This window comes from Bradyrhizobium sp. CCBAU 53415, from assembly GCF_028128735.1.
Taxonomy (GTDB): domain Bacteria; phylum Pseudomonadota; class Alphaproteobacteria; order Rhizobiales; family Xanthobacteraceae; genus Bradyrhizobium.
This window is the reverse complement of record NZ_LBJF01000024.1, coordinates 246,134-266,126: the sequence shown is the minus strand read 5'-3', so window position 1 is coordinate 266,126 and position 19,993 is coordinate 246,134. Positions and strand designations below refer to the sequence as shown.

The 19,993-nt window shown below is 64.7% G+C and carries 20 protein-coding genes; 11 read left to right on the top strand and 9 right to left on the bottom strand.

Features of this window, described 5'->3' with window-relative positions; translation table 11 throughout:
- Positions 1 to 5: 5 nt before the first annotated feature.
- From ureC to XH87_RS19500, 6 genes are all read left to right on the top strand, one after another.
- Entirely contained in the window at positions 6 to 1,721 is a 1,716-nt protein-coding gene (ureC, locus tag XH87_RS19525; protein ID WP_271588511.1) for an urease subunit alpha, read from the top strand.
- Between the two features lie 128 nt (positions 1,722 to 1,849).
- The gene (locus XH87_RS19520; RefSeq protein ID WP_018318764.1) at positions 1,850 to 2,149 is read left to right on the top strand and encodes a putative quinol monooxygenase; all 300 of its coding nucleotides are present in this window, start codon (positions 1,850 to 1,852) and stop codon (positions 2,147 to 2,149) included.
- A gap of 14 nt (positions 2,150 to 2,163) precedes the next feature.
- Positions 2,164 to 2,754, top strand: coding sequence for an urease accessory protein UreE (gene ureE / locus XH87_RS19515; protein ID WP_271588510.1), 591 nt, complete (start codon positions 2,164 to 2,166; stop codon positions 2,752 to 2,754).
- The gene (locus tag XH87_RS19510; RefSeq protein WP_271588704.1) at positions 2,735 to 3,463 is read left to right on the top strand and encodes an urease accessory protein UreF; all 729 of its coding nucleotides are present in this window, start codon (positions 2,735 to 2,737) and stop codon (positions 3,461 to 3,463) included. Before ureE ends, XH87_RS19510 begins: the two co-directional genes overlap by 20 nt.
- A gap of 39 nt (positions 3,464 to 3,502) precedes the next feature.
- Positions 3,503 to 4,126, top strand: a complete 624-nt coding sequence (ureG, locus tag XH87_RS19505; RefSeq protein WP_271588509.1) for an urease accessory protein UreG — start codon at positions 3,503 to 3,505, stop codon at positions 4,124 to 4,126.
- Between the two features lie 298 nt (positions 4,127 to 4,424).
- The gene (locus tag XH87_RS19500) at positions 4,425 to 6,086 is read left to right on the top strand and encodes a CHASE domain-containing protein (RefSeq protein ID WP_271588508.1); all 1,662 of its coding nucleotides are present in this window, start codon (positions 4,425 to 4,427) and stop codon (positions 6,084 to 6,086) included.
- On the opposite strand, the gene XH87_RS19495 is transcribed toward XH87_RS19500, so the two are convergent.
- The 5 genes from XH87_RS19495 to XH87_RS19475 form a co-directional block, all read right to left on the bottom strand.
- Positions 6,083 to 6,727: a TetR/AcrR family transcriptional regulator gene (locus XH87_RS19495; RefSeq protein WP_271588507.1), complete on the bottom strand. Its 645-nt coding sequence runs from the start codon at positions 6,725 to 6,727 to the stop codon at positions 6,083 to 6,085. The two genes, XH87_RS19500 and XH87_RS19495, sit on opposite strands and share 4 nt — an antisense overlap.
- Before the next feature lie 46 nt (positions 6,728 to 6,773).
- The gene (locus XH87_RS19490; RefSeq protein ID WP_271588506.1) at positions 6,774 to 7,916 is read right to left on the bottom strand and encodes an OpgC domain-containing protein; all 1,143 of its coding nucleotides are present in this window, start codon (positions 7,914 to 7,916) and stop codon (positions 6,774 to 6,776) included.
- Between the two features lie 176 nt (positions 7,917 to 8,092).
- Positions 8,093 to 8,548, bottom strand: coding sequence for a hypothetical protein (locus XH87_RS19485; protein WP_271588505.1), 456 nt, complete (start codon positions 8,546 to 8,548; stop codon positions 8,093 to 8,095).
- 87 nt (positions 8,549 to 8,635) lie between these two features.
- Positions 8,636 to 9,007: a DUF883 family protein gene (locus tag XH87_RS19480; protein ID WP_035708602.1), complete on the bottom strand. Its 372-nt coding sequence runs from the start codon at positions 9,005 to 9,007 to the stop codon at positions 8,636 to 8,638.
- A gap of 78 nt (positions 9,008 to 9,085) precedes the next feature.
- On the bottom strand, positions 9,086 to 10,198 hold the full coding sequence (locus XH87_RS19475) for an AI-2E family transporter (RefSeq protein ID WP_271588504.1): 1,113 nt from the start codon (positions 10,196 to 10,198) through the stop codon (positions 9,086 to 9,088).
- Between the two features lie 210 nt (positions 10,199 to 10,408).
- Between XH87_RS19475 and XH87_RS19470 the strand changes: the two genes are divergently transcribed.
- From XH87_RS19470 to XH87_RS19460, 3 genes are all read left to right on the top strand, one after another.
- Entirely contained in the window at positions 10,409 to 11,185 is a 777-nt protein-coding gene (locus XH87_RS19470) for a L,D-transpeptidase (RefSeq protein ID WP_271588503.1), read from the top strand.
- A 16-nt stretch (positions 11,186 to 11,201) separates the two neighbouring features.
- Positions 11,202 to 11,846 (top strand): DUF2865 domain-containing protein, encoded by a 645-nt coding sequence (locus XH87_RS19465; protein ID WP_271588502.1) that lies wholly within the window; start codon positions 11,202 to 11,204, stop codon positions 11,844 to 11,846.
- A gap of 246 nt (positions 11,847 to 12,092) precedes the next feature.
- Positions 12,093 to 12,248: a Thivi_2564 family membrane protein gene (locus XH87_RS19460; RefSeq protein WP_271588501.1), complete on the top strand. Its 156-nt coding sequence runs from the start codon at positions 12,093 to 12,095 to the stop codon at positions 12,246 to 12,248.
- 161 nt (positions 12,249 to 12,409) lie between these two features.
- Here the strand turns inward: XH87_RS19460 and XH87_RS19455 are convergent, their stop codons facing one another.
- The 4 genes from XH87_RS19455 to cysD form a co-directional block, all read right to left on the bottom strand.
- On the bottom strand, positions 12,410 to 12,610 hold the full coding sequence (locus XH87_RS19455) for a CsbD family protein (RefSeq protein WP_271588500.1): 201 nt from the start codon (positions 12,608 to 12,610) through the stop codon (positions 12,410 to 12,412).
- Between the two features lie 184 nt (positions 12,611 to 12,794).
- Entirely contained in the window at positions 12,795 to 14,960 is a 2,166-nt protein-coding gene (locus XH87_RS19450) for a malate synthase G (RefSeq protein ID WP_271588499.1), read from the bottom strand.
- Between the two features lie 294 nt (positions 14,961 to 15,254).
- Positions 15,255 to 17,171 carry an adenylyl-sulfate kinase gene (cysC, locus tag XH87_RS19445; RefSeq protein ID WP_271588498.1) on the bottom strand — a complete coding sequence of 639 codons (1,917 nt, stop codon included), beginning with the start codon at positions 17,169 to 17,171 and terminating at the stop codon, positions 15,255 to 15,257.
- A 19-nt stretch (positions 17,172 to 17,190) separates the two neighbouring features.
- Positions 17,191 to 17,985, bottom strand: coding sequence for a sulfate adenylyltransferase subunit CysD (cysD, locus tag XH87_RS19440; protein ID WP_271588497.1), 795 nt, complete (start codon positions 17,983 to 17,985; stop codon positions 17,191 to 17,193).
- 244 nt (positions 17,986 to 18,229) lie between these two features.
- Here cysD and cysG point away from each other — a divergent pair, with 244 nt between their 5' ends.
- Complete coding sequence (gene cysG / locus XH87_RS19435) at positions 18,230 to 19,675, top strand: siroheme synthase CysG (RefSeq protein ID WP_271588496.1); 1,446 nt, start codon at positions 18,230 to 18,232, stop codon at positions 19,673 to 19,675.
- A complete protein-coding gene (locus XH87_RS19430; RefSeq protein ID WP_158669145.1) occupies positions 19,672 to 19,986 on the top strand; it encodes a DUF2849 domain-containing protein in 315 nt (104 codons plus the stop codon). The genes cysG and XH87_RS19430 overlap by 4 nt, the downstream gene beginning before the upstream one ends.
- The last annotated feature ends 7 nt before the right edge of the window (positions 19,987 to 19,993 follow it).

Genomic DNA, 19,993 nt, shown 5'->3' with positions numbered 1-19,993 from the left:
TTGTGATGTCCGTCAAGATGAAGCGTTCCGTCTATGCCGACATGTTCGGCCCGACCACCGGCGACAAGGTGCGGCTAGCCGACACCGACCTCATCATCGAGGTCGAGAAGGATTTCACCACCTATGGCGAGGAGGTGAAGTTCGGCGGCGGCAAGGTGATTCGCGACGGCATGGGGCAGTCGCAGGTCACCAACAGGCAGGGTGCGGCCGACACCGTCATCACCAACGCGCTGATCGTCGATCACTGGGGCATCGTCAAGGCCGACGTCGCCATCAAGGACGGCATGATCTCCGCGATCGGCAAGGCCGGCAATCCCGACATCCAGCCTGGCGTCACCATCATCATCGGCCCGGGCACCGACGTGATCGCGGGCGAAGGAAAGATCCTCACCGCCGGCGGCTTCGACAGCCACATCCATTTCATCTGCCCGCAGCAGATCGAGCACGCGCTGATGTCCGGCGTGACCTCGATGCTCGGCGGCGGCACCGGCCCCTCGCACGGCACCTTCGCCACCACCTGCACGCCGGGGCCGTGGCACATCGGGCGGATGATCCAGTCGTTCGACGCCTTCCCGGTCAACCTCGGCATCTCCGGCAAGGGCAATGCCTCGCGGCCCGCGGCGCTGGTCGAGATGATCAAGGCCGGCGCCTGCGCGCTGAAGCTGCACGAGGACTGGGGCACCACGCCGGCGGCTATCGACAACTGCCTGTCGGTCGCCGACGCGCACGACATCCAGGTGATGATCCACACCGACACGCTGAACGAATCCGGCTTCGTGGAGGACACGATCAAGGCGTTCAAGGGCCGCACCATCCATGCTTTCCACACCGAAGGTGCCGGCGGCGGCCACGCCCCCGATATCATCAAGGTCGCCGGCCTGAAGAACGTGCTGCCGTCCTCGACCAACCCGACGCGGCCCTTCACCCGCAACACCATCGACGAGCATCTGGACATGCTGATGGTGTGCCACCACCTCGATCCCTCGATCGCCGAAGACCTGGCCTTTGCGGAGAGCCGCATCCGCAAGGAGACCATCGCGGCCGAAGACATCCTGCACGACCTCGGCGCGCTCTCGATGATGTCCTCGGACTCGCAGGCCATGGGCCGCCTCGGCGAGGTGATCATCCGGACCTGGCAGACCGCCGACAAGATGAAGAAGCAGCGCGGATCGCTGCCGCAGGACAAGGGCAAGGACAACGACAATTTCCGCGTCAAGCGCTACATCGCCAAATACACCATCAATCCGGCGATTGCGCATGGCGTGTCGAAGCTGATCGGATCGGTCGAAAGGGGCAAGCTCGCCGATCTCGTGCTGTGGTCGCCGGCCTTCTTCGGCGTCAAGCCGGACTGCATCGTCAAGGGCGGCACCATCGTCGCTGCGCCCATGGGCGATCCCAACGCCTCGATCCCGACGCCGCAGCCGGTGCACTACCAGCCGATGTTCGGCGCGTTCGGCAAGGCGCGCACGGCGTCATCCGTGGTGTTCACCTCGAAAGCCGCGATCACGGGCGGGCTGGCGCGCAAGCTCGGCATCGAGAAGAAGCTCTATGCGGTCCAGAACACCCGCGGCAGGATCTCGAAGAAGAGCATGATCCACAACGACGCCACGCCCGATATCGAGGTCGATCCCGAGACCTACGAGGTCCGCGCCGACGGCGAACTGCTCACCTGCGCGCCCGCCGAGGTGCTGCCGATGGCGCAGCGATATTTCATGTACTGAAATAGCGCCTCAACACAGGCCCCGGAACGCATCCCCCGGGGTCGTTTTCCGGTTTTGCGTTCGGTCCGGCCTGGTCTAATGTCCCGCCCGGTATTGAACCCTCAGAAGAAAAGCCGGGAGGATTTCTCGTGATCTACGTCGTTGCCACCTTGACCATCAAGCCCGAGACGCGCGCCGAATTCATTGCAGCCGCCACCGCCTGCATCAAGGAGACCCGGAAAGAGCCCGGCAATATCGCCTATGATCTGCACGAAAGCGTCACGGACCCTGCCAAGATGGTGTTCGTCGAGCAGTGGGAGAACGCCGAAGCGCTGGTGCCGCATCGGGGCATGGAGCACATGAAGACGTTCGGCCGCGTCGCGGTGAAGTGCTTCACGGCGCCGCCGAAGATCGAGGTGATCACGCCCGAGAAGGTCGAGACTCGGTAACAGGGTAAAAGCAAATGATCCGGGCGACGCAGGTCAGGGGACAGCACCGCTTCACGGAAGCGCCAGCGGATACGGTCGTGCTCGATTTCGACGATCGGCACCGCCGCCGCATGGCCATGACTGGGACGCGCGGCCTCGAATTTCTGCTCGACCTGGAGAATGCCGTCGCGCTGCGCGGCGGTGATGCGCTGGTGCTGGAGGACGGCCGGCTGGTCGAAGTGGTGGCGGCGCCCGAGCCGCTGCTCGAGATCCGCGGCCGTGATCCGCACCACCTCATCCGCGTCGGCTGGCATCTCGGCAACCGTCATCTACCGACGCAGATCATGGCCAAAGCCTTGCGTATCCGCCGCGACCACGTCATCGAGGCCATGGTGAAGGGTCTCGGCGCCCGCGTGATCGAGATCGAGGCGCCGTTCGATCCCGAGGGTGGGGCCTACGCCGATGCCGGCCACGCGCATCACGACCACGGCCATTATCACAATGATCACCACCCTCATGATCATGCCGCGCATGATCATGGCCACGGTCACCATCATCACCACGATGAGCATTGCGATCATCCCGACCATCATCACGGCCACAAGCATGCTCATGACCACAAATGAGCCGGTCGGCACCGGAGGCCTCGCCGAGGGCGAGGCGGCGGCGCTGTACCGGCTGATGACCTGGCTATCACCGACGTTCCCGGTCGGCGGTTTCTCCTATTCCAGTGGTCTCGAATGGGCGGTCGAGGCGGGCGACATCACCGACACGGCGACGCTGGCGGATTGGCTCGATGCGATGCTCGGCGACGGCTCCGGCTTTTGTGACGCAACGTTTCTGGTCCATGCCTACCGCGCCACGGAAGCGGTCGAGACCGTCGCTTTGAACGAGATCGCCGAGCTCGCCGCCGCCTTCGTACCGTCGCGCGAACGGCAGCTGGAGACGACCTCGCAGGGCCGCGCCTTCATCGACATTGCCCGCGCCGCGTGGAATGCCGACGGGCTGGATGCCACGGTCGCGGAATGCAGCAAGCCGCTGGTCTATCCGGTCGCGGTCGGTGTTGTCGCCGCGATGCATGCCGTGCCGCTGGCGCCGACGCTGCACGCCTTCCTGCATGCGCTGGTCTCGAACTGGATTTCTGCGGCCAGCCGGCTGATTCCGCTCGGCCAGACTGATAGCCAGCGTGTGCTGGTGAGGCTGGAAGCCGCCGTCGCCGCGACCGCCAATCGCGCGCTGAACGCGACATTGGACGATCTCGGCAGCGCCACGTTTCGGGCCGATCTCGCCAGCCTGCGGCACGAGACGCAATATACGCGGCTGTTTCGGTCGTGATCCGTGCGGCCTTCCACCAATCGAGAGAGAGCGTACGACATGTCGAAATCTCACGGCCCCCTGCGTGTCGGCGTCGGCGGTCCGGTCGGATCGGGCAAGACCGCGCTGATGGACCTGCTCTGCAAGACCATGCGCGAGCGCTATGACATTGCGGCGATCACCAACGACATCTACACCAAATGGGATGCGGAGTTCCTCGTACGTTCAGGATCGCTGACGCCGGATCGCATCGCCGGCGTCGAGACCGGCGGCTGCCCGCACACCGCGATCCGCGAGGATGCCTCGATGAATCTCGCCGCGGTCGCGGACATGCGCGCCAAGTTTCCCGAACTTGATCTCGTGCTGATAGAATCCGGTGGCGACAATCTCGCTGCCACTTTTTCCCCGGAGCTGGCCGACCTCACCATCTACGTCATCGACGTCGCCGCCGGCGACAAGATCCCGTCCAAGGGTGGCCCCGGCATCACCCGGTCCGACCTCCTGGTCATCAACAAGACCGACCTCGCGCCCCATGTCGGCGCCTCCCTGGAGAAGATGGAGACGGACGCCAGGCGCATGCGCGGGGAACGTCCCTTCGTCATGACCAACCTGAAGAAGAGCGAGGGGCTCGACCGAATCGTCGGCTTCATCGAGGCCAAGGGCGGCCTGAAACGGCCGGGCTGACAGGACGCGACCACTTGGCGCAGGCGTTTTTCGCCGTTAACGCCTGGGCAGCGCCGCAACTGCGGAACAAATTTCGGACACGGCGATTAACTACCTCTGGCGCCGGGGCAAATTCATCCCGGCCAGACCATCGGCCGGGCGGAATTAAGCTTTTCAGGCGACCCAAGTTGCGTACTGATGCCTCCTCCTCCATTATCTCCGCCGCTAGGGTCTACCCTGTTTCGGCAGATGGCCGTTCGAGCGGCGCTCATATGCTCCCTGTTTATTGCCGACCTCCTGCGTTCGCCTGAGTAGTCGCGTGGTCAGGCTGGGTTTCATCATCGGCTTCATCGCTCTGCTGGGGGCCTTGCTCTCCGGGCTTGCGGCCTATCGCGTCCACGACCAGGAGCTGGCTCTGGACCGGATCGCGCTGGCGCGTGCGATCGACGTTCATGCGAGTCTGGTGCAGGACCGCCTCACCGAGCGGGAGCTACTCGCGCGTGTCGCCTCGGGCCTGTTCCGCGCGCCATCCGTGATCAAGCCGAACATGCTGGAGCCGCTGCGCTCGGCGATCTACGCCTTCAAGACCGACTTCGTGGTGGCCGGCTGGATCGCCCGGCTGAAGCCGAACGAGCTTGCGGCGGCGCAGGGCGCCATCGCCGGCGCCGGCTTCCCAAATCCGCAGATTCGCTCCTATGACGACAAGCCGATCAATCCGGCCGACGTCACTCAGCCCATCGACGTGCTGATGGACCTCGAGCCACGCAGCAAAGAGACCAAGACGCTGCCCGGCCGCAGCTACGATCAGGATCCGGTGCGCAGCGCCATGCTGACGCGAGCGCGCGCCGAGAAGAGGTCGGTTGCCTCGGACCCGGTGCCGTTGATCAGCGGGAACGGCGCGATCGGCATCATCGTTGCTGCTCCGGTCATTCCCGAGGGAGCAACGGAGCCGGCCGGGTTCGTCACATTTTCCTACGAGCTCGCTTCGCTGATGCTGACCAATGACGACATGTCGTTGTTCGCGGTCGCGCTCAGGGATCCGCGCAAGGAGGGCGGCGAGCTGATCGCCAACGACCAGGGCGTGGTCTCGACGCGCAGTATTGCAGCGGACGGGCCGGCGCCGTCGGCGACGCGCACGGTGAGCTTCGGTGGCCGCGATTGGCAGCTCAGCTATTACGCGAAAACCAACTCGGCGCGTCGGGCCGAGCAGACCGCGATCATCGTGGCGGCGATCGGTCTTGCGATCACGGCGATGGTGTGCGGCCTGTTCGGCTATGTCGCCTACAACAATCTGCGACTCAGCCGGGAGATTCAGGTCAGAATCGGGTTCGAGCGCCGGCTGACCGCCGTCATCGACGAGCTCAACCATCGCGTCAAGAACATCCTGGCGGTGATCCAGTCGATCGTGACGCGCACCTTGCGCCACGGCTCGGACATCGACATCGCGCGCGAGCTCCTGATCGGGCGCATCCACGCCATGTCCAACGTGGTCTCGCTGCTCAGCGAGAGTCAGTGGCAAGGGGTCAAGCTGAAGGGCCTGTTCGAGGCGCGCGCCATCCCGCATGCCGACCGCATCGCCGTTACCGGTCCTGATATCGCGGTCAGCGCGCGCGCGGCGCAGAGCCTGTCGCTCCTGTTCTTCGAGCTTGCCTCGCATTCCGACGAGGGCCTGTCGCTGGTTGGAAAGCATCCGCACATTACCGCCAACTGGACGGTGACGGGCGAGGATGGCAGCGAGGTCTTCCATTTCCGCTGGGAGGAGTTCAACACCAGCGAGGCGACGCGCCGGCCCGATTCCGATTTCGGCCTGATCCTGCTCGACCGTGTCGCGCCCGAGGCGCTGGGGGGCACCGCCAAGCGCTTCTTCACCGACGTCTCCTACGTCTATGAATTGACCGCACCGATGGAGACGGTGGTCGACATGACCGAGCGCGACCGCACCGACAAGATCTCGGCGCCGGTCAGGCCCGTGCGCAGCTAACCCTTCGGCCGCAACACGAGATCGACGAGGTTGCGCGCGTAAGCCGGCGTGGCCGGCGCGATGCCGAAGACGTAGCGGTAGAACAGGCCGCCATAGATCGCATCGTAGAGATCCTCAGGAAGCCCCTCGGCCAGGATGCTGCCATCCTTCTGGCCTGCGGCGATCATCTCGACCAGCGCGTCGCGGCGGAATTGCAGATAGCGCGCGTAGAACAGCTCCGCCGAACCGGTCTTCGAGATGCATTCGGAGATGACGGCGAGCTGCACCCTGCCGAACTCGCCCTGGAGCGCCTCGGCATAGGCCGCCGCATGGCGGCGTGCGCGCGCCGCGGCGTTGCCGGAGCTCGCCGGCGGCAGCGGCAGCATCTGCGCGGCGCGGTGAAGAAAGGCGTCGATCAAAAGCGCCTCGCGGGACGGCCACCATTTGTAGATCGTCATCTTGGAGACGCTGGAGTGGCGGGCGACTGCGTCGATGGTGGTGGCGGCGAGGCCGGTGGAGGCCATCAGCGCATAGGCGCTCTCGAGAATGGCGTTGCTGGTCTCGATTGACCTCGGCCGTCCGCGTCGGGGCGCGCCGTCAGCCTCGTCATCCCCGCCTTTCCCCGTCGTCACGCCCGGTCTCCTCACGCAGAGTCCCGGCATAGCGCAGCCACAGTCTTCGGCCTAGCAGAATCGCACGATTTTGTGACTAGGCCTGCTGCCGCAGGGCGGCAGGCAGGTCCTGCCGCTTCGACCAGGCGACGTAGTAGGCGACCGCGGCCATCGCGGCGAAGCCAATGATGCTCACCATGATCTGCATCGCCACCAGATTGGGGCCGGTGATCAGGATGAGATGGCCGGCAAAGGACAGGAACACGCCGACGCAGAACACGGCGAGCCATTCCTCGCCGCATCGGATGACCGCCTGAAGCGGCTTCAATCGCAGGCCGGGATGATCGGCGGGAATGAGATGGGTCGCGAGCAAGGCGAGCGCGAGGAAGTGGACCACGCGATAGGGCGCGAGGCTCTCCTTGTCGGTCGGCGCGATGCTGTCGAGCAGAAGGTTCGGCAGATGGACGGACAGCGCCGGCGAATGGCGCGACAGGGTGACCGCCATCGCGAAGACGAGATAGCTCCCTGCGAGTATCCGCAGCCAGGGGAGGTCGCGCAGCGCCTGCCCGGGCGCGCCTGTGACGGCGAACCAGCCGCCCAGCACCATCAGCATCTGCCAGCAGAGCGGATTGAAGGTCCACTCCTGGTCCGGAGAGACCCGAAAGTTCCACTCGAACCAGCGTGCGGCAAGATACAGCGCGACCGATGCCGCAAGCGTCACGTTCGGCCGTCGCAACAGACCCCACAGCGCGAACGGAAAGAAGGCCATCAGCGGAATCATCAGCTGCAGAAGGTCGAGGTTCAGCGGCTCCTCCTGGAGCACGAGGCCGCGGATCAGGATGCGCAGCGGGTGCTCGAGAATCCCCGAGATGTTGTATTCGTGGATGATCTCCGGCGCCATCGATTGCGAGGCGACATAGGCGATGGCGTCGATATAGATCACGAACAGAACGACATAGGCGGCGTAGAGCCGCCATACACGGCGAAAGATTCGCGTCGCGGCGACGACGTAGCCGCGCTCCAGTGCCATCCTGCCGTGGATGATGGCGACGCCATAGCCGACCACGAAGACGAACAGGTCCGCCGCGCCGCTGAAGCCGAAGTTGCGCAGCGTCAGCAGGTTGACGACGTTGTTCGGTATGTGGTCGACGAAAACCGACCAATTGGCAATGCCGAGCGTCAAATACAGCCTGGCGTCGTGATGGAATGCGGCGAGGTTCGCCTTGACGGACGGTTTCATTGAGTAAAATAGCTTTGGGAATCAGGATGATGCTTTTACCGGCAACCGCCTGCATGTCCGAGTAGCGTTTGCGTGAGGTAACGCCCGGAGGCTCAAAATTGCGGAAAACCGGCCAATAATGCCCACGCGTGGGCTCGCCCGTCTTTTGACGAAATTTTCTTAACGCGGTCCCGTCCTTACTCGGCCGGTTCGGCCGAGACCTCTTCGGACACACCGGTGCGGCTCGCCAGGATGCCGAGGGCGACGCCGCCGATCGCCAGGATCGGCAACAGCCGTTTGATCCCGATGGCGCGAACGATCTGGAGTCCGGTGGCGAGAAGCATCGGATCTGCAAGCATGCTCTGCGCGGCCGACTTCGTGGCGCGCTCGGCCGCGATCCGGGCGCGCCTCTGCACCTCGCGCTTGTAGCCCCAATAGGAGCCTGCCGCGGCCAGGGTCAGCAGGAAGAAGATGCCTGCGCCGGCAAGGCAGGCCTGCACCGGACCATATTTTTCCAGGACCGAGATGAAGGCGGCGGCACAAAGGAAGCATGTCGTCACCAGCAGCGCGAAGGCCGCGCCTGCGGCAAGGGAGGTCAGCCGAACAGTCGCGCCGGTGGATGCGCTGATCCCGTCTATGATGCGCTGAAGCATGACCTTACTCCTCAATCCCCACCGGCCGAATCGGCGCGGGCCAGCAGCGGCGGCGCGCCGCCGCCGTTTCGATGCGCGTTGGCGACCTTACCGACGCCAGGCGGCGCCGATCAGGAAGCCGATGCCGAGCGCCAGTCCGACGGTCGCGAGCGGCCGCTGCGTGATCGCCTCTTCCAGCGTCTCCTCGATCGAACCGTAGGCGTCCTGTGCTGCCTCCATCATGGCGCTGCCGCGCTCCGACATGTCGTCCATCGCGGTATCCACGTTCTCGCGCGCCTGGCGATAGCCGCGGCGAGCCTGCCTGCTGGTGGAATTGGCAAAGGTGTTGAGCGCGTCGGTGATCTGGTCGGTGAGGGCGGCGATATCGCTTTTCACGGCTGCTACATCCTTCTCGAGGCGTTCTCTGGTGGCTTTGTCGGTCCAGTCTCTCATCCCGGCTTCGGCATTGGTCGTGGACATCGGGAGCTCCGAACTGTTGACGGCTGAGATGGGCGGAGAACGTTTCGTCGCCGGGTAAGTTCCGTTTACGGAAACGGGTCAGTCCTGCGGAAGCTGCGGCGCATCCGGCGGCAACAGATGCTCCTTGAGGATCAGCGCGACGATCAGGAGCGGCGACGACAGGAAGGCGCCCATCGGCCCCCAGAGCCAGGTCCAGAATGCGAGCGCGAGCAGCACCGCGAGTGCGTTCAGTGCCAGCCGCCGCCCGATGATGGTCGGCGTGACGAAATGTCCCTCCAGGAAGGTGATGCCGCCGAAGGCGAGCGCCGCCATCAGTCCGCCGCCGATGGTCGGGAAGGTGACCAGCCCCACCACGATCAGCACGGCGAACATCGCGATCGGCCCGATGATCGGGATGAAGTTGAGGGTCGCCGCAAGCGCGCCGAGCCCGGCCGGATTGGGCATGCCGGTGACAGCACAGACGATGCCGGTGGCGATGCCGACGCCGACATTGATGACCGTGACGGTCAGGAGGTAGTTGCCGAGATGGACCTCGATCTCGTTGAGGATCCGAAGCGTGCGTAGCCGGGCGTCGCGGTCGCTGAAAGTCATGATCAGCGCCCGGCGCAGGTCGCGCCAGCTCGCAATGAACAGAATCAGGGTCACGAAGAACAACAGGAATTCGGTGAAGGTCGGCGATAGGAATTCCAGCGTCGGCTGTACCCAATCGAATTTCGGCATCTGGAAATTCGGCAGTCCTTCCGAGCCGCCGACCATGGTTTGCAGCTCGCGCCACAGTGCCAGTGGCCGGTCGAACACGTGCAGCTTGTCCCTCAATTGCGCGCCGAGCTCCGGCAGGCGCGTACTCCATTCCATTGCGGGGGAGGCGATCAGCGCCACGACGAAGGCGACGACCGTGGTCACGGCGACCACGATCAGGACGGCACCGAGCCCGCGCGGAACCTTGCTCCGTTCGAGGAAGCTCGCCGCCGGAGACAGCATGGTGCCGGTGACGAATGCCATCACCACCGGCAGGAAGAACGCCTTGCCGACATAGAGCACGGCGACGATCGCAATCAGCAAGAGGCCGGCCAGCGCGAACGCGACGAATTCGGTGCGACGGATCACCGGCGGCAGCTCGGCATGGCTGTCGGGAAGCGGTTGGCCTTCGCTGTTGCCGGAAATCAGACGTTCGCTGGGAAGGACGCGCACAATATCTCTCCCGCACGGAAACCGCGATCCGCGCGCCCATTGACGACCTGCCAACGCGCGAACCCGCGTGCCGGTTCCGTCGCGGCTTCGTGAATAGCTGCTCGCTTGACTGTGACGTCGCCGCCGCATGCTGCGCCGGAACTTCGATCCAGCCGGCGGAGTTTGTTCGGCAGCGCATCACCCTGATGCACGTATCCAACGGGGCAGCACATGACAAAGTTCTCTGCAGTCCGTCGCAGCTTCTCGCCGCGCATCGTCACCGCATTCGCGTTCGCAACCGCTCTGTTCGCATTGCCCTTGGGCAGCGCGAGCGCGCAAACCTTCGGCTATGCGCCGATGCAGCTGCAGCCGTATCCACAGGATCAGGGCTACTCGCAGGGCTATGTGAACGAGGCGCCGCAGGCGGCCGACGACGAGGACGCCCAGCTCCCCGACCGGCTGCGCAAGCAGATCGTCAGTTTCGACAGGAGCGAGCCGGCCGGCACGATCGTGATCGATACCAACAACACCTATCTCTACTACGTGCTCGGCAACGGCCGCGCGATCCGCTACGGCGTCGGCGTCGGTCGCGAAGGCTTTACCTGGTCGGGAGTGCAGAACGTCAGCCGCAAGGCGGAATGGCCGGACTGGCATCCGCCGGCCGCGATGATCGCGCGCCAGCCCTACCTGCCGCGCTTCGTCGCCGGCGGTCCCGGCAACCCGCTCGGTGCGCGTGCGATGTATCTCGGCTCGAGCGAATACCGCATCCATGGCACCAACGATCCCTCCACCATCGGCAAATTCGTCTCGTCCGGCTGCATCCGCATGACCAACGAGGACGTCATCGACCTGTTCAATCGGGTCAATGTCGGCGCCAAGGTCGTGGTGCTTCCAAAGAACGCGCCGCTGATGGCCAAAGGCGTAGATCCAGCGCGAAAGCGCCCGGCCGCGAGCACGCCGCCGTCAGGCCGGCAGGCGTTGAACGTCACGACGTCGGCCGTGAACTGAGAGTGAGCGAGGTCATATGAACAGACGCCTGGTTGGCAAAGTGGTTTGCGGTGCGGCGATCTTGGCCTCGGCCGGTCTGGTGTCGGCACCGTCGGCGCATGCGGAGGATTTCTTCTCGGCATTGTTCGGTAGCTTTCAAATGCGGCCGCCACCGGAGATTCGGATGCCGTTCCCGCATGACGACATGCCGCGCTACGACGCGCCACGGCAGCGGGCCTCCTCTGGCGGCGGCATGGCCTATTGCGTGCGCGGCTGTGACGGCCGCTACTTCCCGGCGCAAGGCACCGATGCCGAGAGCAAGGCGCAATCCTGCAAGAGCTTCTGTCCGGCGTCGGAGACCTCGCTGGTCTATGGCGGCAACATCGATGATGCCACGACGGACAAGGGAAAATCCTATTCCGATCTGCCCAACGCGTACCGCTATCGCAACGAGATCGTCGCGGGCTGCACCTGCAACGGCAAGGATCCGGTCGGGCTCGCATCAGTCAAGATCGAGGACGATCCCACCCTCCGCAAAGGCGACATCGTCGCCGGCGCTGAGGGCCTCGTGGTCGCCAGCCGCAATGCCAACGACCGCCGCGGCGTCGCGATGAATTTTTCGCCGCTGCCGCAGTCGGTGCGCGCCAAATTCCGCCAGGTCCCGGTGGTGGCGAAGGAGTAGGGGCGCTGTAACGAAGCAGATCGTCGCCGACAAGCAGTCGTCTCCAGACAGGCTCGCCGCGAGCGCACGCAGATCCGGACCAGCGATGGCAGTCGCAACCCCGTCGGAAGAATGAAATCACAGGTGGCTCGGCCGATCGTAGGATGACGGATTCGCGAGGGGTTGCAGCAGGTTGCCGAAATGGAACCGGCCAGAGCGCAGCGCGTTGAGAACAGCGTTTGCAATTAGCCTGAAGGGGGTTCTGCAATGCTGGTGGGCGTATTGGTTACCTTTCTCGTCGTCATTCTCGTGCTTTATCTCATCAACATGCTGCCGATGGACGGCCGCGCCAAGCAGATCGCGCGCGTGATTGCCATCATTATCGGCATCGTGTCGCTGCTGAAATATCTCGCGGTGTTCTAGCGAAGATACGGGCTACACCTCAAAAGCCCCGGCGTGAGCCGGGGCTTCGTTCGTGCAGCGCTAAAGCATGATCCGGAAAAGTGCGAAGCGGTTTTCCGGAAAGATCATGCATAAACAGCAACCTAAAGCGCGATGATGATTCATCCAAATCTCATCGCGCTTTAGTGCAGCGACTTCAGCCAGTCGTCGACATCCTGACGAATCTGGTCCTTGGCCTTGCCGTAGCGCTCCTGGAGCCGGCCCTCGAGCTGCTCGCGGCGGCCCTCGATCAATTGAAGGTCATCGTCGGTGAGCTTGCTCCACTTCTCCTTGGCCGAGCCCTTGAACTGCTTCCAGTTTCCTTCGATCCGATTCCAGTCCATGACCATCTCCCGTTGGTTTATGGCTGGACAACGTCAAGCGCGCGCAGCCGTTCCGCCTCGCGACGTTTCATCCGCGCTACGGGTGCACAACGAAAAGCCCCGGCGCTGGCCGGGGCTTTTGACATTCAACAGATCAGCTCGGCCAAGTGCTTTGTCGGCCAGGTGCCTTCGGCCAAGCGCCTTTTCAGCCGAGCGCCTTGGCCTCGCGGCGGCGCGCGGTGAGGATGTATTCGGTGTAGCCGTTCGGCTGCGCGCGGCCCTTGAAGATCAGGTCGCAGGCCGCCTTGAAGGCGACGCCGTCGAAGGCGGGCGCCATCGGCTTGTAGATGGGATCGCCCGCGTTCTGCTGGTCGACGACGACGGCCATGCGCTGCAGCGATTCCGTCACCTGCGCCTCGGTGATCACGCCCTGGTGCAGCCAGTTGGCGAGATGCTGGCTGGAAATGCGCAAGGTGGCGCGGTCTTCCATCAGGCCGACATCGTGGATGTCGGGCACCTTGGAGCAGCCGACGCCCTGGTCGATCCAGCGCACGACATAGCCAAGAATGCCCTGGCAATTGTTGTCGATCTCCTGCTTGACGTCGTCAGGCGCCCAGTTCGACTTCGACACCGGAATGGTGAGGATGTCCGAGAGCTTTGCGCGCGGTCCGCCCTTGGTGAGTTCCTCCTGTCGCGCGACGACGTTGATCTGGTGATAGTGCAGCGCGTGCAGCGTCGCGGCGGTCGGCGAGGGGACCCAGGCGGTGGTGGCGCCGGCCTGCGGATGGCCGAGCTTCTGCGCCAGCATGTCCGCCATCTTGTCCGGCGCGGCCCACATGCCCTTGCCGATCTGGGCATGGCCGGGCAGGCCACAGGTCAGGCCCATGTCGACGTTCCAGTCCTCATAGGCCTTGATCCAGGCCTGCGCCTTCATCTCGTTCTTGCGGATCATCGGGCCCGCTTCCATCGAGGTGTGGATCTCGTCGCCGGTGCGGTCGAGGAAGCCGGTGTTGATGAACATGATGCGCTTGGAGGCACGCTGGATGCAGGCCTTGAGGTTGACGGTGGTACGCCGCTCCTCGTCCATGATGCCGACCTTGAGCGTGTTTTCCGGCAAGCCCAGCATCTTCTCGACGCGGTCGAAGAGCTCACAGGTCAGCGACACCTCGTCGGGGCCATGCATCTTCGGCTTGACGATATAGGCAGATCCGGTGCGGCTGTTCTTGACCTTGGAGTTGCCCTTGAGGTCGTGAATGGCGAGCAGTCCGGAGACGGCGGCATCGAGCAGGCCTTCCGGAATCTCCTCGCCCTTCTCGTCCAGCACCGCGTCGGTGAACATGTGGTGACCGCAATTGCGCATCAGGAGCAGGCTGCGGCCGTGGAGCTTGAGCTCGCCCTTGCCATCGGGCGTCTTGTAGCTGCGGTCGGCGTTGAGCGAGCGCGTCAGCGTCTTGCCGCCCTTCTCGAAATCGGCCGACAGCGTGCCGTTCATCAGGCCGAGCGTGTTGCGGTAGACCAGCACCTTGTCCTCGGCATCGACAGCGGCCACCGAGTCCTCCATGTCGAGAATGGTGGAGACCGCGGCTTCCATGATCATGTCGGCGACGCCGGCCGGATCGTCCTGGCCGATGGCGCTGCTGCGGTCGATCTTGACTTCGACATGCAGGCCGTTGTTGACGAGCAGCACCGCGCTCGGTGCGGCCGCATCGCCCTGGAAGCCGGCGAATTGTGCCGCGTTCTTCAGCGCGGTGGCGTTGCCGCTCTTCAGCTTCACCGCGAGCTGGCCCGCAACCACGCTGTAGGCAGTGACGTCGGTGTGGCTCCCGGTCGCGAGCGGCGCGGCGGTATCGAGGAACGCCTTCGCCTTGGCGATCACCTTGTCGCCGCGCGCCTTGTTGTAGCCCTTGCCGGTCTCCGAGGGATCGTGGGGGATCGCGTCGGTGCCGTAGAAGGCGTCGTAGAGCGAACCCCAGCGCGCATTCGCCGCGTTCAGCGCGTAGCGCGCATTGGTGAGGGGCACGACGAGCTGCGGACCGCAGATCTTGCCGATTTCCTCGTCCACATTGGCGGTCTCGACCTTCTGCGTCGCCGGCTCCGGGACGAGGTAGCCGATCTCCTTCAGGAAGGCGGTATAGGCGTCGAGGTCGAACGCCTTGCCTTTGTTGGCGCGGTGCCAGTCGTCGATCCTGGCCTGCAGCGCGTCGCGGAAAGCGAGCAGCGACCGGTTCTTCGGCCCCAGCTCCTTGATGATGGCGGCAAGCCCGGCCCAGAACGCATCCGGCGCGATTCCCGTTTTCGGGGCCGCTTCCTTGGCGATGAAGTCAAACAGAACAGGGGCGATCTTCAATCCGTGGGCGTCGACGCGTTTCATGATGGGCTTTCTTGTTGGAAATGGCTGTTTTTGGCTGCTTTTGACCCGACAGCAGCAAAATGCACCCACAGGGGGCGGCTTTCGGAGGCCTATTAGCCCCAAAATCGGGGCGGTGAGAAGACCCCCAGGGGTTTGTCAAAATGTCAAGGTGAGGTGGGGGAGGCAAACGCCGCTGTCATTCCCCGCGAAAGCGGGGAATCCAGTACGCCGCGGCTTCTCCGTACCCAACGCCGTCTCTGGAATACTGGGTCGCCCGGTCGAGCCGGGCGACGACAGCGGAGGATTAGGACGGACTCAAATATTCGCCGCTAGATCCACCACCTCGTCGAACAGCACGCCTGATGTCTTCAGCATCCTCTCGATCTCGTCCGCCGCTTCGGCCACTGTGCGCTTCGACGTGTCGATCACGAGCTCGGCGGCTTCCGGCTTCTCGTAGTCATTGGCGATGCCGGTGAACGAAGCCAGAGCGCCGGCGCGCGCCTTCCTGTAGTGGCCCTTGGGATCGCGCTCTTCGCACACGCCGGCCGGCGTCGCGACGTGGATCTCGCGGAACGCGCTGTCGGCGATGCGGCGCGCGGCGGCGCGGTCCTCGCGCGCGGGCGAGACGGCGGCGACGATCGCGATATGGCCGTTGCGGGCGAGATGGGTCGCGACCTCGGCGAGGCGGCGGATGTTCTCGCTGCGGTCCGCAGCGGAGAAGCCGAGATCGCTGTTGAGCCCGGCGCGCAGCGTGTCGCCGTCGAGCAGGATCGGCGAGCCGCCATTGGCGAAGAGCCGTCGCTCCAGCGCTCTTGCCAGCGTCGACTTGCCGGAGGCCGGTAGGCCGGTGAGCCAGACCACGGCACCGTTGTGGCGGTAGCGCGCCGAGCGCTCGTCAGGGCGCAGGGCCGATTCCACCGGCACGATATCGACGGGCACGGCGCGCTGGCCGGCATCGACCGACAGCACCAGGCCGCCGCCGGCGATGCGTCCGGATACTTCGATGACGAGACGGCCGGTGCGCGGGTTCTCGGTGTAGGGATCGGTGGCGATCGGGTTCGACAGCGAAATGTCGATCTCGCCGACATGGTTGCGGCCGATCACCTTGTTCTCGGTGCTCGAGAGCTCACCGGGATCGACCGCCTTCTCGATCGCGACGACGGTGGCGCGGCTTTCCTTCGGCCCGCAGCGCACCAGGAGCTGGTCGCCCTTGGCGAGCGGCTTGTCGTGCAGCCAGAAGATCCGCGCGCGCAGCCGCCGCGTCTCGCGCGGCGCGCTGCCAGCATGTGCGATGATGTCGCCGCGTTCGACGAACAATTCTCGGTCGAGCGTGATGCCGACCGAGCGGCCGGCGCCCTGGCGGATGGTGACCGGCGTCATCGGCCAGCTTTCGACCGTCTTGATCCTGGCGATCTTGCCGGCCGGCATGATCACGATCTCGTCGCCGGCAATGAGGCTGCCGGACTCGATGCGGCCCGCCACGATGCGGCGGTCATCGAACTTGTAGATCGCCTGCACCGGCAGCCGCAGCGCCAGCGCTTCCAGCGGCCGCGCCGGCTCGAGCCGGTCCAGCGCCTCGACCACCGTCGGTCCCTTGTACCAGCCGATCCGGTCGGTACGCTCAGCGACGCCGTCGCCGTCGCGGGCGGAAATCGGGATCACGGCCGTGGGCTTCACGCCGAGGCCGCTCAGATGCGCGGAAATCTCGTCGCTGATCGCGTTGAAGCGCTCGGCGGAAAAATCGACGCGGTCCATCTTGTTGACGACGACGGCGACCTGCTTCACGCCGAGAAGATGCAGGAGATAGCCGTGCCGCCGTGTCTGGTCGCGCACGCCTTCGAGCGCGTCGATGATCAGCACCGCGCCGTCGGCTTGCGAAGCACCGGTGATCATGTTGCGCAGGAATTCGGCGTGACCGGGTGCATCGATCAGCACGATGTCGCGCGAGTTGGTGCGGAAGCGGATCTGCGTGGTGTCGATGGTGATGCCCTGATCGCGCTCGGTCTGCAGCGCGTCGAGCAGGAACGACCATTCGAACGGCATGCCACGTCGGGCGCTGACAGCCTTCAGCATGTCGAGCTTGCCCTCTGGCAGGCTGCCGGTCTCGTGCAGGAGGCGGCCGACCAGCGTCGACTTGCCGTGGTCGACATGCCCGACGATGACGATGCGCACTTGCGGACGCGTGGTGCCGTTCGGCGTGGCGGGTGAAGCCGTGGTGACGATCATGTTCATGCGACGCTCGCGTCCTTGATCAGAGATAGCCGGCGACGCGCAGGCGCTCGAAAGCGTCCTCGGTCTCATGGTCGAGCGCACGTCCGGCGCGCTCCGGCACCTTGGTCTGCTCGAGCTCGATCAGGATCTCGTCGATGGTCGACGCCGTCGAATTCACGGGATTGGTGATGTCCTGATCGCCCAGCGAGCGATAGCGCTTACCGTTCTTGGCGAGATACAAAGGGATGATCGGAATGTTCTCGCGCTTGGTGTAGGCCCAGATGTCGGCCTCGGTCCAATGCAGGATCGGATGGATGCGCAAATGCGCGCCTTGCGGCGGCGAGGCGTTGAAATGGTCCCAGAATTCCGGCGGCTGGTCGCGCACGTCCCAATTGCCCTCCAATCCGCGCGGCGAGAACACGCGCTCCTTGGCGCGGGTCGCTTCCTCGTCGCGGCGGATGCCGGCGATCAGGCCGTCGAAGCCGTATTTGGCGAGCGCCATCTTGAGGCCTTCGGTCTTGCGCGCGGCGGAACGGGCGGCCGGCGGCAGCGTCGGATCGACGGCATCGATCGGCGGGCAAGGCTCGACGCGCAGATCGAGCTCCCACTCCTTCCCGTAATGATCGCGGAAGCGATACATCTCCGGAAACTTCTTGCCGGTATCGACGTGAAGGGCGGGAAACGGCATCTTGCCGAAGAAGGCCTTCCGCGCCAGCCAGATCATGACGTTGGAATCCTTGCCGAGCGACCACAGCAGGGCGATCTTCTTCAGCCGGGCGAAAGCCTCGCGGAAGATGTAGATGCTCTGCGCCTCGAGCTGGTCGAGATGGTCCATGCTCGGGGCAAATTCGGCGGAAAACTCTTGCTGGCCCAAGCGCTCGATGAGGGCCGGGCTGCTCACTCCGACAGCAGCGGAATCGTCCTTGAGAAGATGCATCTCTGGCACTTTGCGTTTGGAGGCGAAAATTCTATAGTTGCAGCGCGGAATAGAAGAAAAAAATTTCTCTTTGCGCGCTCGAAACGAGACATATATAGAAAATAATTCCAGTCAACCCCGTTTGTGGGGAAGCGAGTATCATATGCGGTTCTTGCCGGTGTTTCTCGATCTGAAGGCCGGCCCGGTGGTCCTCATCGGTGCAGGGGAGCTTTTGCGCGCCAAGATGCGCGTGCTCGCCGCTGCCGGAGCGCGCATCCGCGTGCATGCGATCGACGGCAATCCGGATTTTGGCCCCAACTCCGAAGAAGCGGCGCGTGTTGAAATCGCGAGCAGCGATCCGCTCACCGCTGATCTCTCAGGTGTCATCGCCATTGTCTGTGCGGGTGCTGGCGACGTTGGCGTTGCGATGTCCATGCGGGCGAAGGCGCTCGGCCTGCCCGTCAACGTCATGGATGATCTCGAACATTCCAGCTTCATCTTTCCGGCGATCGTCGACCGCGGCGACGTCGTGGTCGCGGTCGGCACCGGCGGTACCTCGCCTGTGGTGGCGCGGCGCGTGCGAGAGAAGATCGAGGCGCTGCTGCCGGCCCGCATCGGCGAGCTTGCCGAGTTCATCGGCGGATTCCGCAAATCGATCAATGAGCGCATCGCCGAGTTTCCGTTGCGCCGCCGCTTCTGGGAGCGCGTCATCGACGGTCCGATCGGCGCGGCCGTGCTCGCTGGCCGCAAGGCGGACGCAGACGCGGCGCTCAAGGACATTTCAGATCCCACCGACTTCGCGCGCGCGGGCAAGCCGGAAGGCTCAGTCGCGCTGGTCGGCGCCGGCCCCGGCGATCCCGATCTTCTCACCATCAAGGCGTTGCGCGCCTTGCAGGATGCGGACATCGTCTTCCATGACGAACTGGTCTCGCCCGAGATTCTCGACCGCATCCGCCGCGACACCACGCGCGTGCCGGTCGGCCGCCGCGTCGGCAGGCCCGGCATCGGCCAGGACGCCATCAACAAGCGCATGATCGAAGCCGCGCAAGCCGGCCAGCGTGTGGTGCGGCTGAAGGGCGGCGATCCCTTCGTGTTCGGCCGCGGCGGCGAAGAGGTCGAGGCGCTGCGCGCCGCCGGTGTCGCCTACTCGATCATTCCCGGCATCACCGCAGGGCTCGGCGGTGCCGCCGATTTCGAGGTGCCGCTCACCTACCGCCATGAAGCGACCCGCATCACCTTCCTCACCGCGCACAAGGCGCGCGATGCGGAAGCCGTGGATTGGTCGACGCTGACCGACGCGAAGATGACCATCGTGATCTACATGGGCATGACGGCGGCGCCGGCCGTGCGCGCCGGCCTGTTCGCGGCCGGCCGCTCGCCGGAAACGCCGGTCGGCGTGTTTGCCCGTGTCACGCGGCCCGATGCGCAAGGCGCGATCGGCACGCTGCGCGAGCTGCCCGAACTGGTGCGGCGGACCCAAGGCGGTCCCGCCATCCTCATCATCGGCGACGTGGTCCGGCATGCCGGCTCGTTTGGCCGTCAAACCTCCAAGAAAACCAAGAAAACCCCCAAGCAAATCATCTCTGACCTCCTGGATGCTGCCGAATGACCTCCCCTCTGCAACAGAAAATCAAGATCGCCGGCCCCTCCGTCGTCACCGCCAACCGCACCTGGGACGGCATTGTCGTCTACCGCACCGCCGACAAGGGCTGGTCGGCGGAACTGGCTGATGCCGCGATCGTGCGCAACTCCGACGAGGCCAAGGCGCTGCTTGCCGAGGCCGTTGCCGATGACGTCGGCGCCATCGGTCCCTATATCGCGCCGGTGCAGGTCGGCGAGGACGGCAGGATCGAACCCGGCAATCTGCGCGAACAGATCCGCCGCACCGGTGTGACCATCGGGCAGCCGGCCCAGGTTTAAGGCGTTC

Coding starts and splice junctions, on each gene's coding strand:
- ureC (WP_271588511.1), top strand. CDS start 6: ATGTCCGTCAAGATGAAGCGTTCCGTCTATGCCGACATGTTCGGCCCG.
- ureE (WP_271588510.1), top strand. CDS start 2,164: ATGATCCGGGCGACGCAGGTCAGGGGACAGCACCGCTTCACGGAAGCG.
- XH87_RS19510 (WP_271588704.1), top strand. CDS start 2,735: ATGCTCATGACCACAAATGAGCCGGTCGGCACCGGAGGCCTCGCCGAG.
- ureG (WP_271588509.1), top strand. CDS start 3,503: ATGTCGAAATCTCACGGCCCCCTGCGTGTCGGCGTCGGCGGTCCGGTC.
- XH87_RS19495 (WP_271588507.1), bottom strand. CDS start 6,727: ATGCCGGGACTCTGCGTGAGGAGACCGGGCGTGACGACGGGGAAAGGC.
- XH87_RS19490 (WP_271588506.1), bottom strand. CDS start 7,916: ATGAAACCGTCCGTCAAGGCGAACCTCGCCGCATTCCATCACGACGCC.
- XH87_RS19485 (WP_271588505.1), bottom strand. CDS start 8,548: ATGCTTCAGCGCATCATAGACGGGATCAGCGCATCCACCGGCGCGACT.
- XH87_RS19480 (WP_035708602.1), bottom strand. CDS start 9,007: ATGTCCACGACCAATGCCGAAGCCGGGATGAGAGACTGGACCGACAAA.
- XH87_RS19470 (WP_271588503.1), top strand. CDS start 10,409: ATGACAAAGTTCTCTGCAGTCCGTCGCAGCTTCTCGCCGCGCATCGTC.
- XH87_RS19465 (WP_271588502.1), top strand. CDS start 11,202: ATGAACAGACGCCTGGTTGGCAAAGTGGTTTGCGGTGCGGCGATCTTG.
- XH87_RS19460 (WP_271588501.1), top strand. CDS start 12,093: ATGCTGGTGGGCGTATTGGTTACCTTTCTCGTCGTCATTCTCGTGCTT.
- XH87_RS19455 (WP_271588500.1), bottom strand. CDS start 12,610: ATGGACTGGAATCGGATCGAAGGAAACTGGAAGCAGTTCAAGGGCTCG.
- XH87_RS19450 (WP_271588499.1), bottom strand. CDS start 14,960: ATGAAACGCGTCGACGCCCACGGATTGAAGATCGCCCCTGTTCTGTTT.
- cysC (WP_271588498.1), bottom strand. CDS start 17,171: ATGAACATGATCGTCACCACGGCTTCACCCGCCACGCCGAACGGCACC.
- cysD (WP_271588497.1), bottom strand. CDS start 17,985: ATGGACCATCTCGACCAGCTCGAGGCGCAGAGCATCTACATCTTCCGC.
- cysG (WP_271588496.1), top strand. CDS start 18,230: ATGCGGTTCTTGCCGGTGTTTCTCGATCTGAAGGCCGGCCCGGTGGTC.
- XH87_RS19430 (WP_158669145.1), top strand. CDS start 19,672: ATGACCTCCCCTCTGCAACAGAAAATCAAGATCGCCGGCCCCTCCGTC.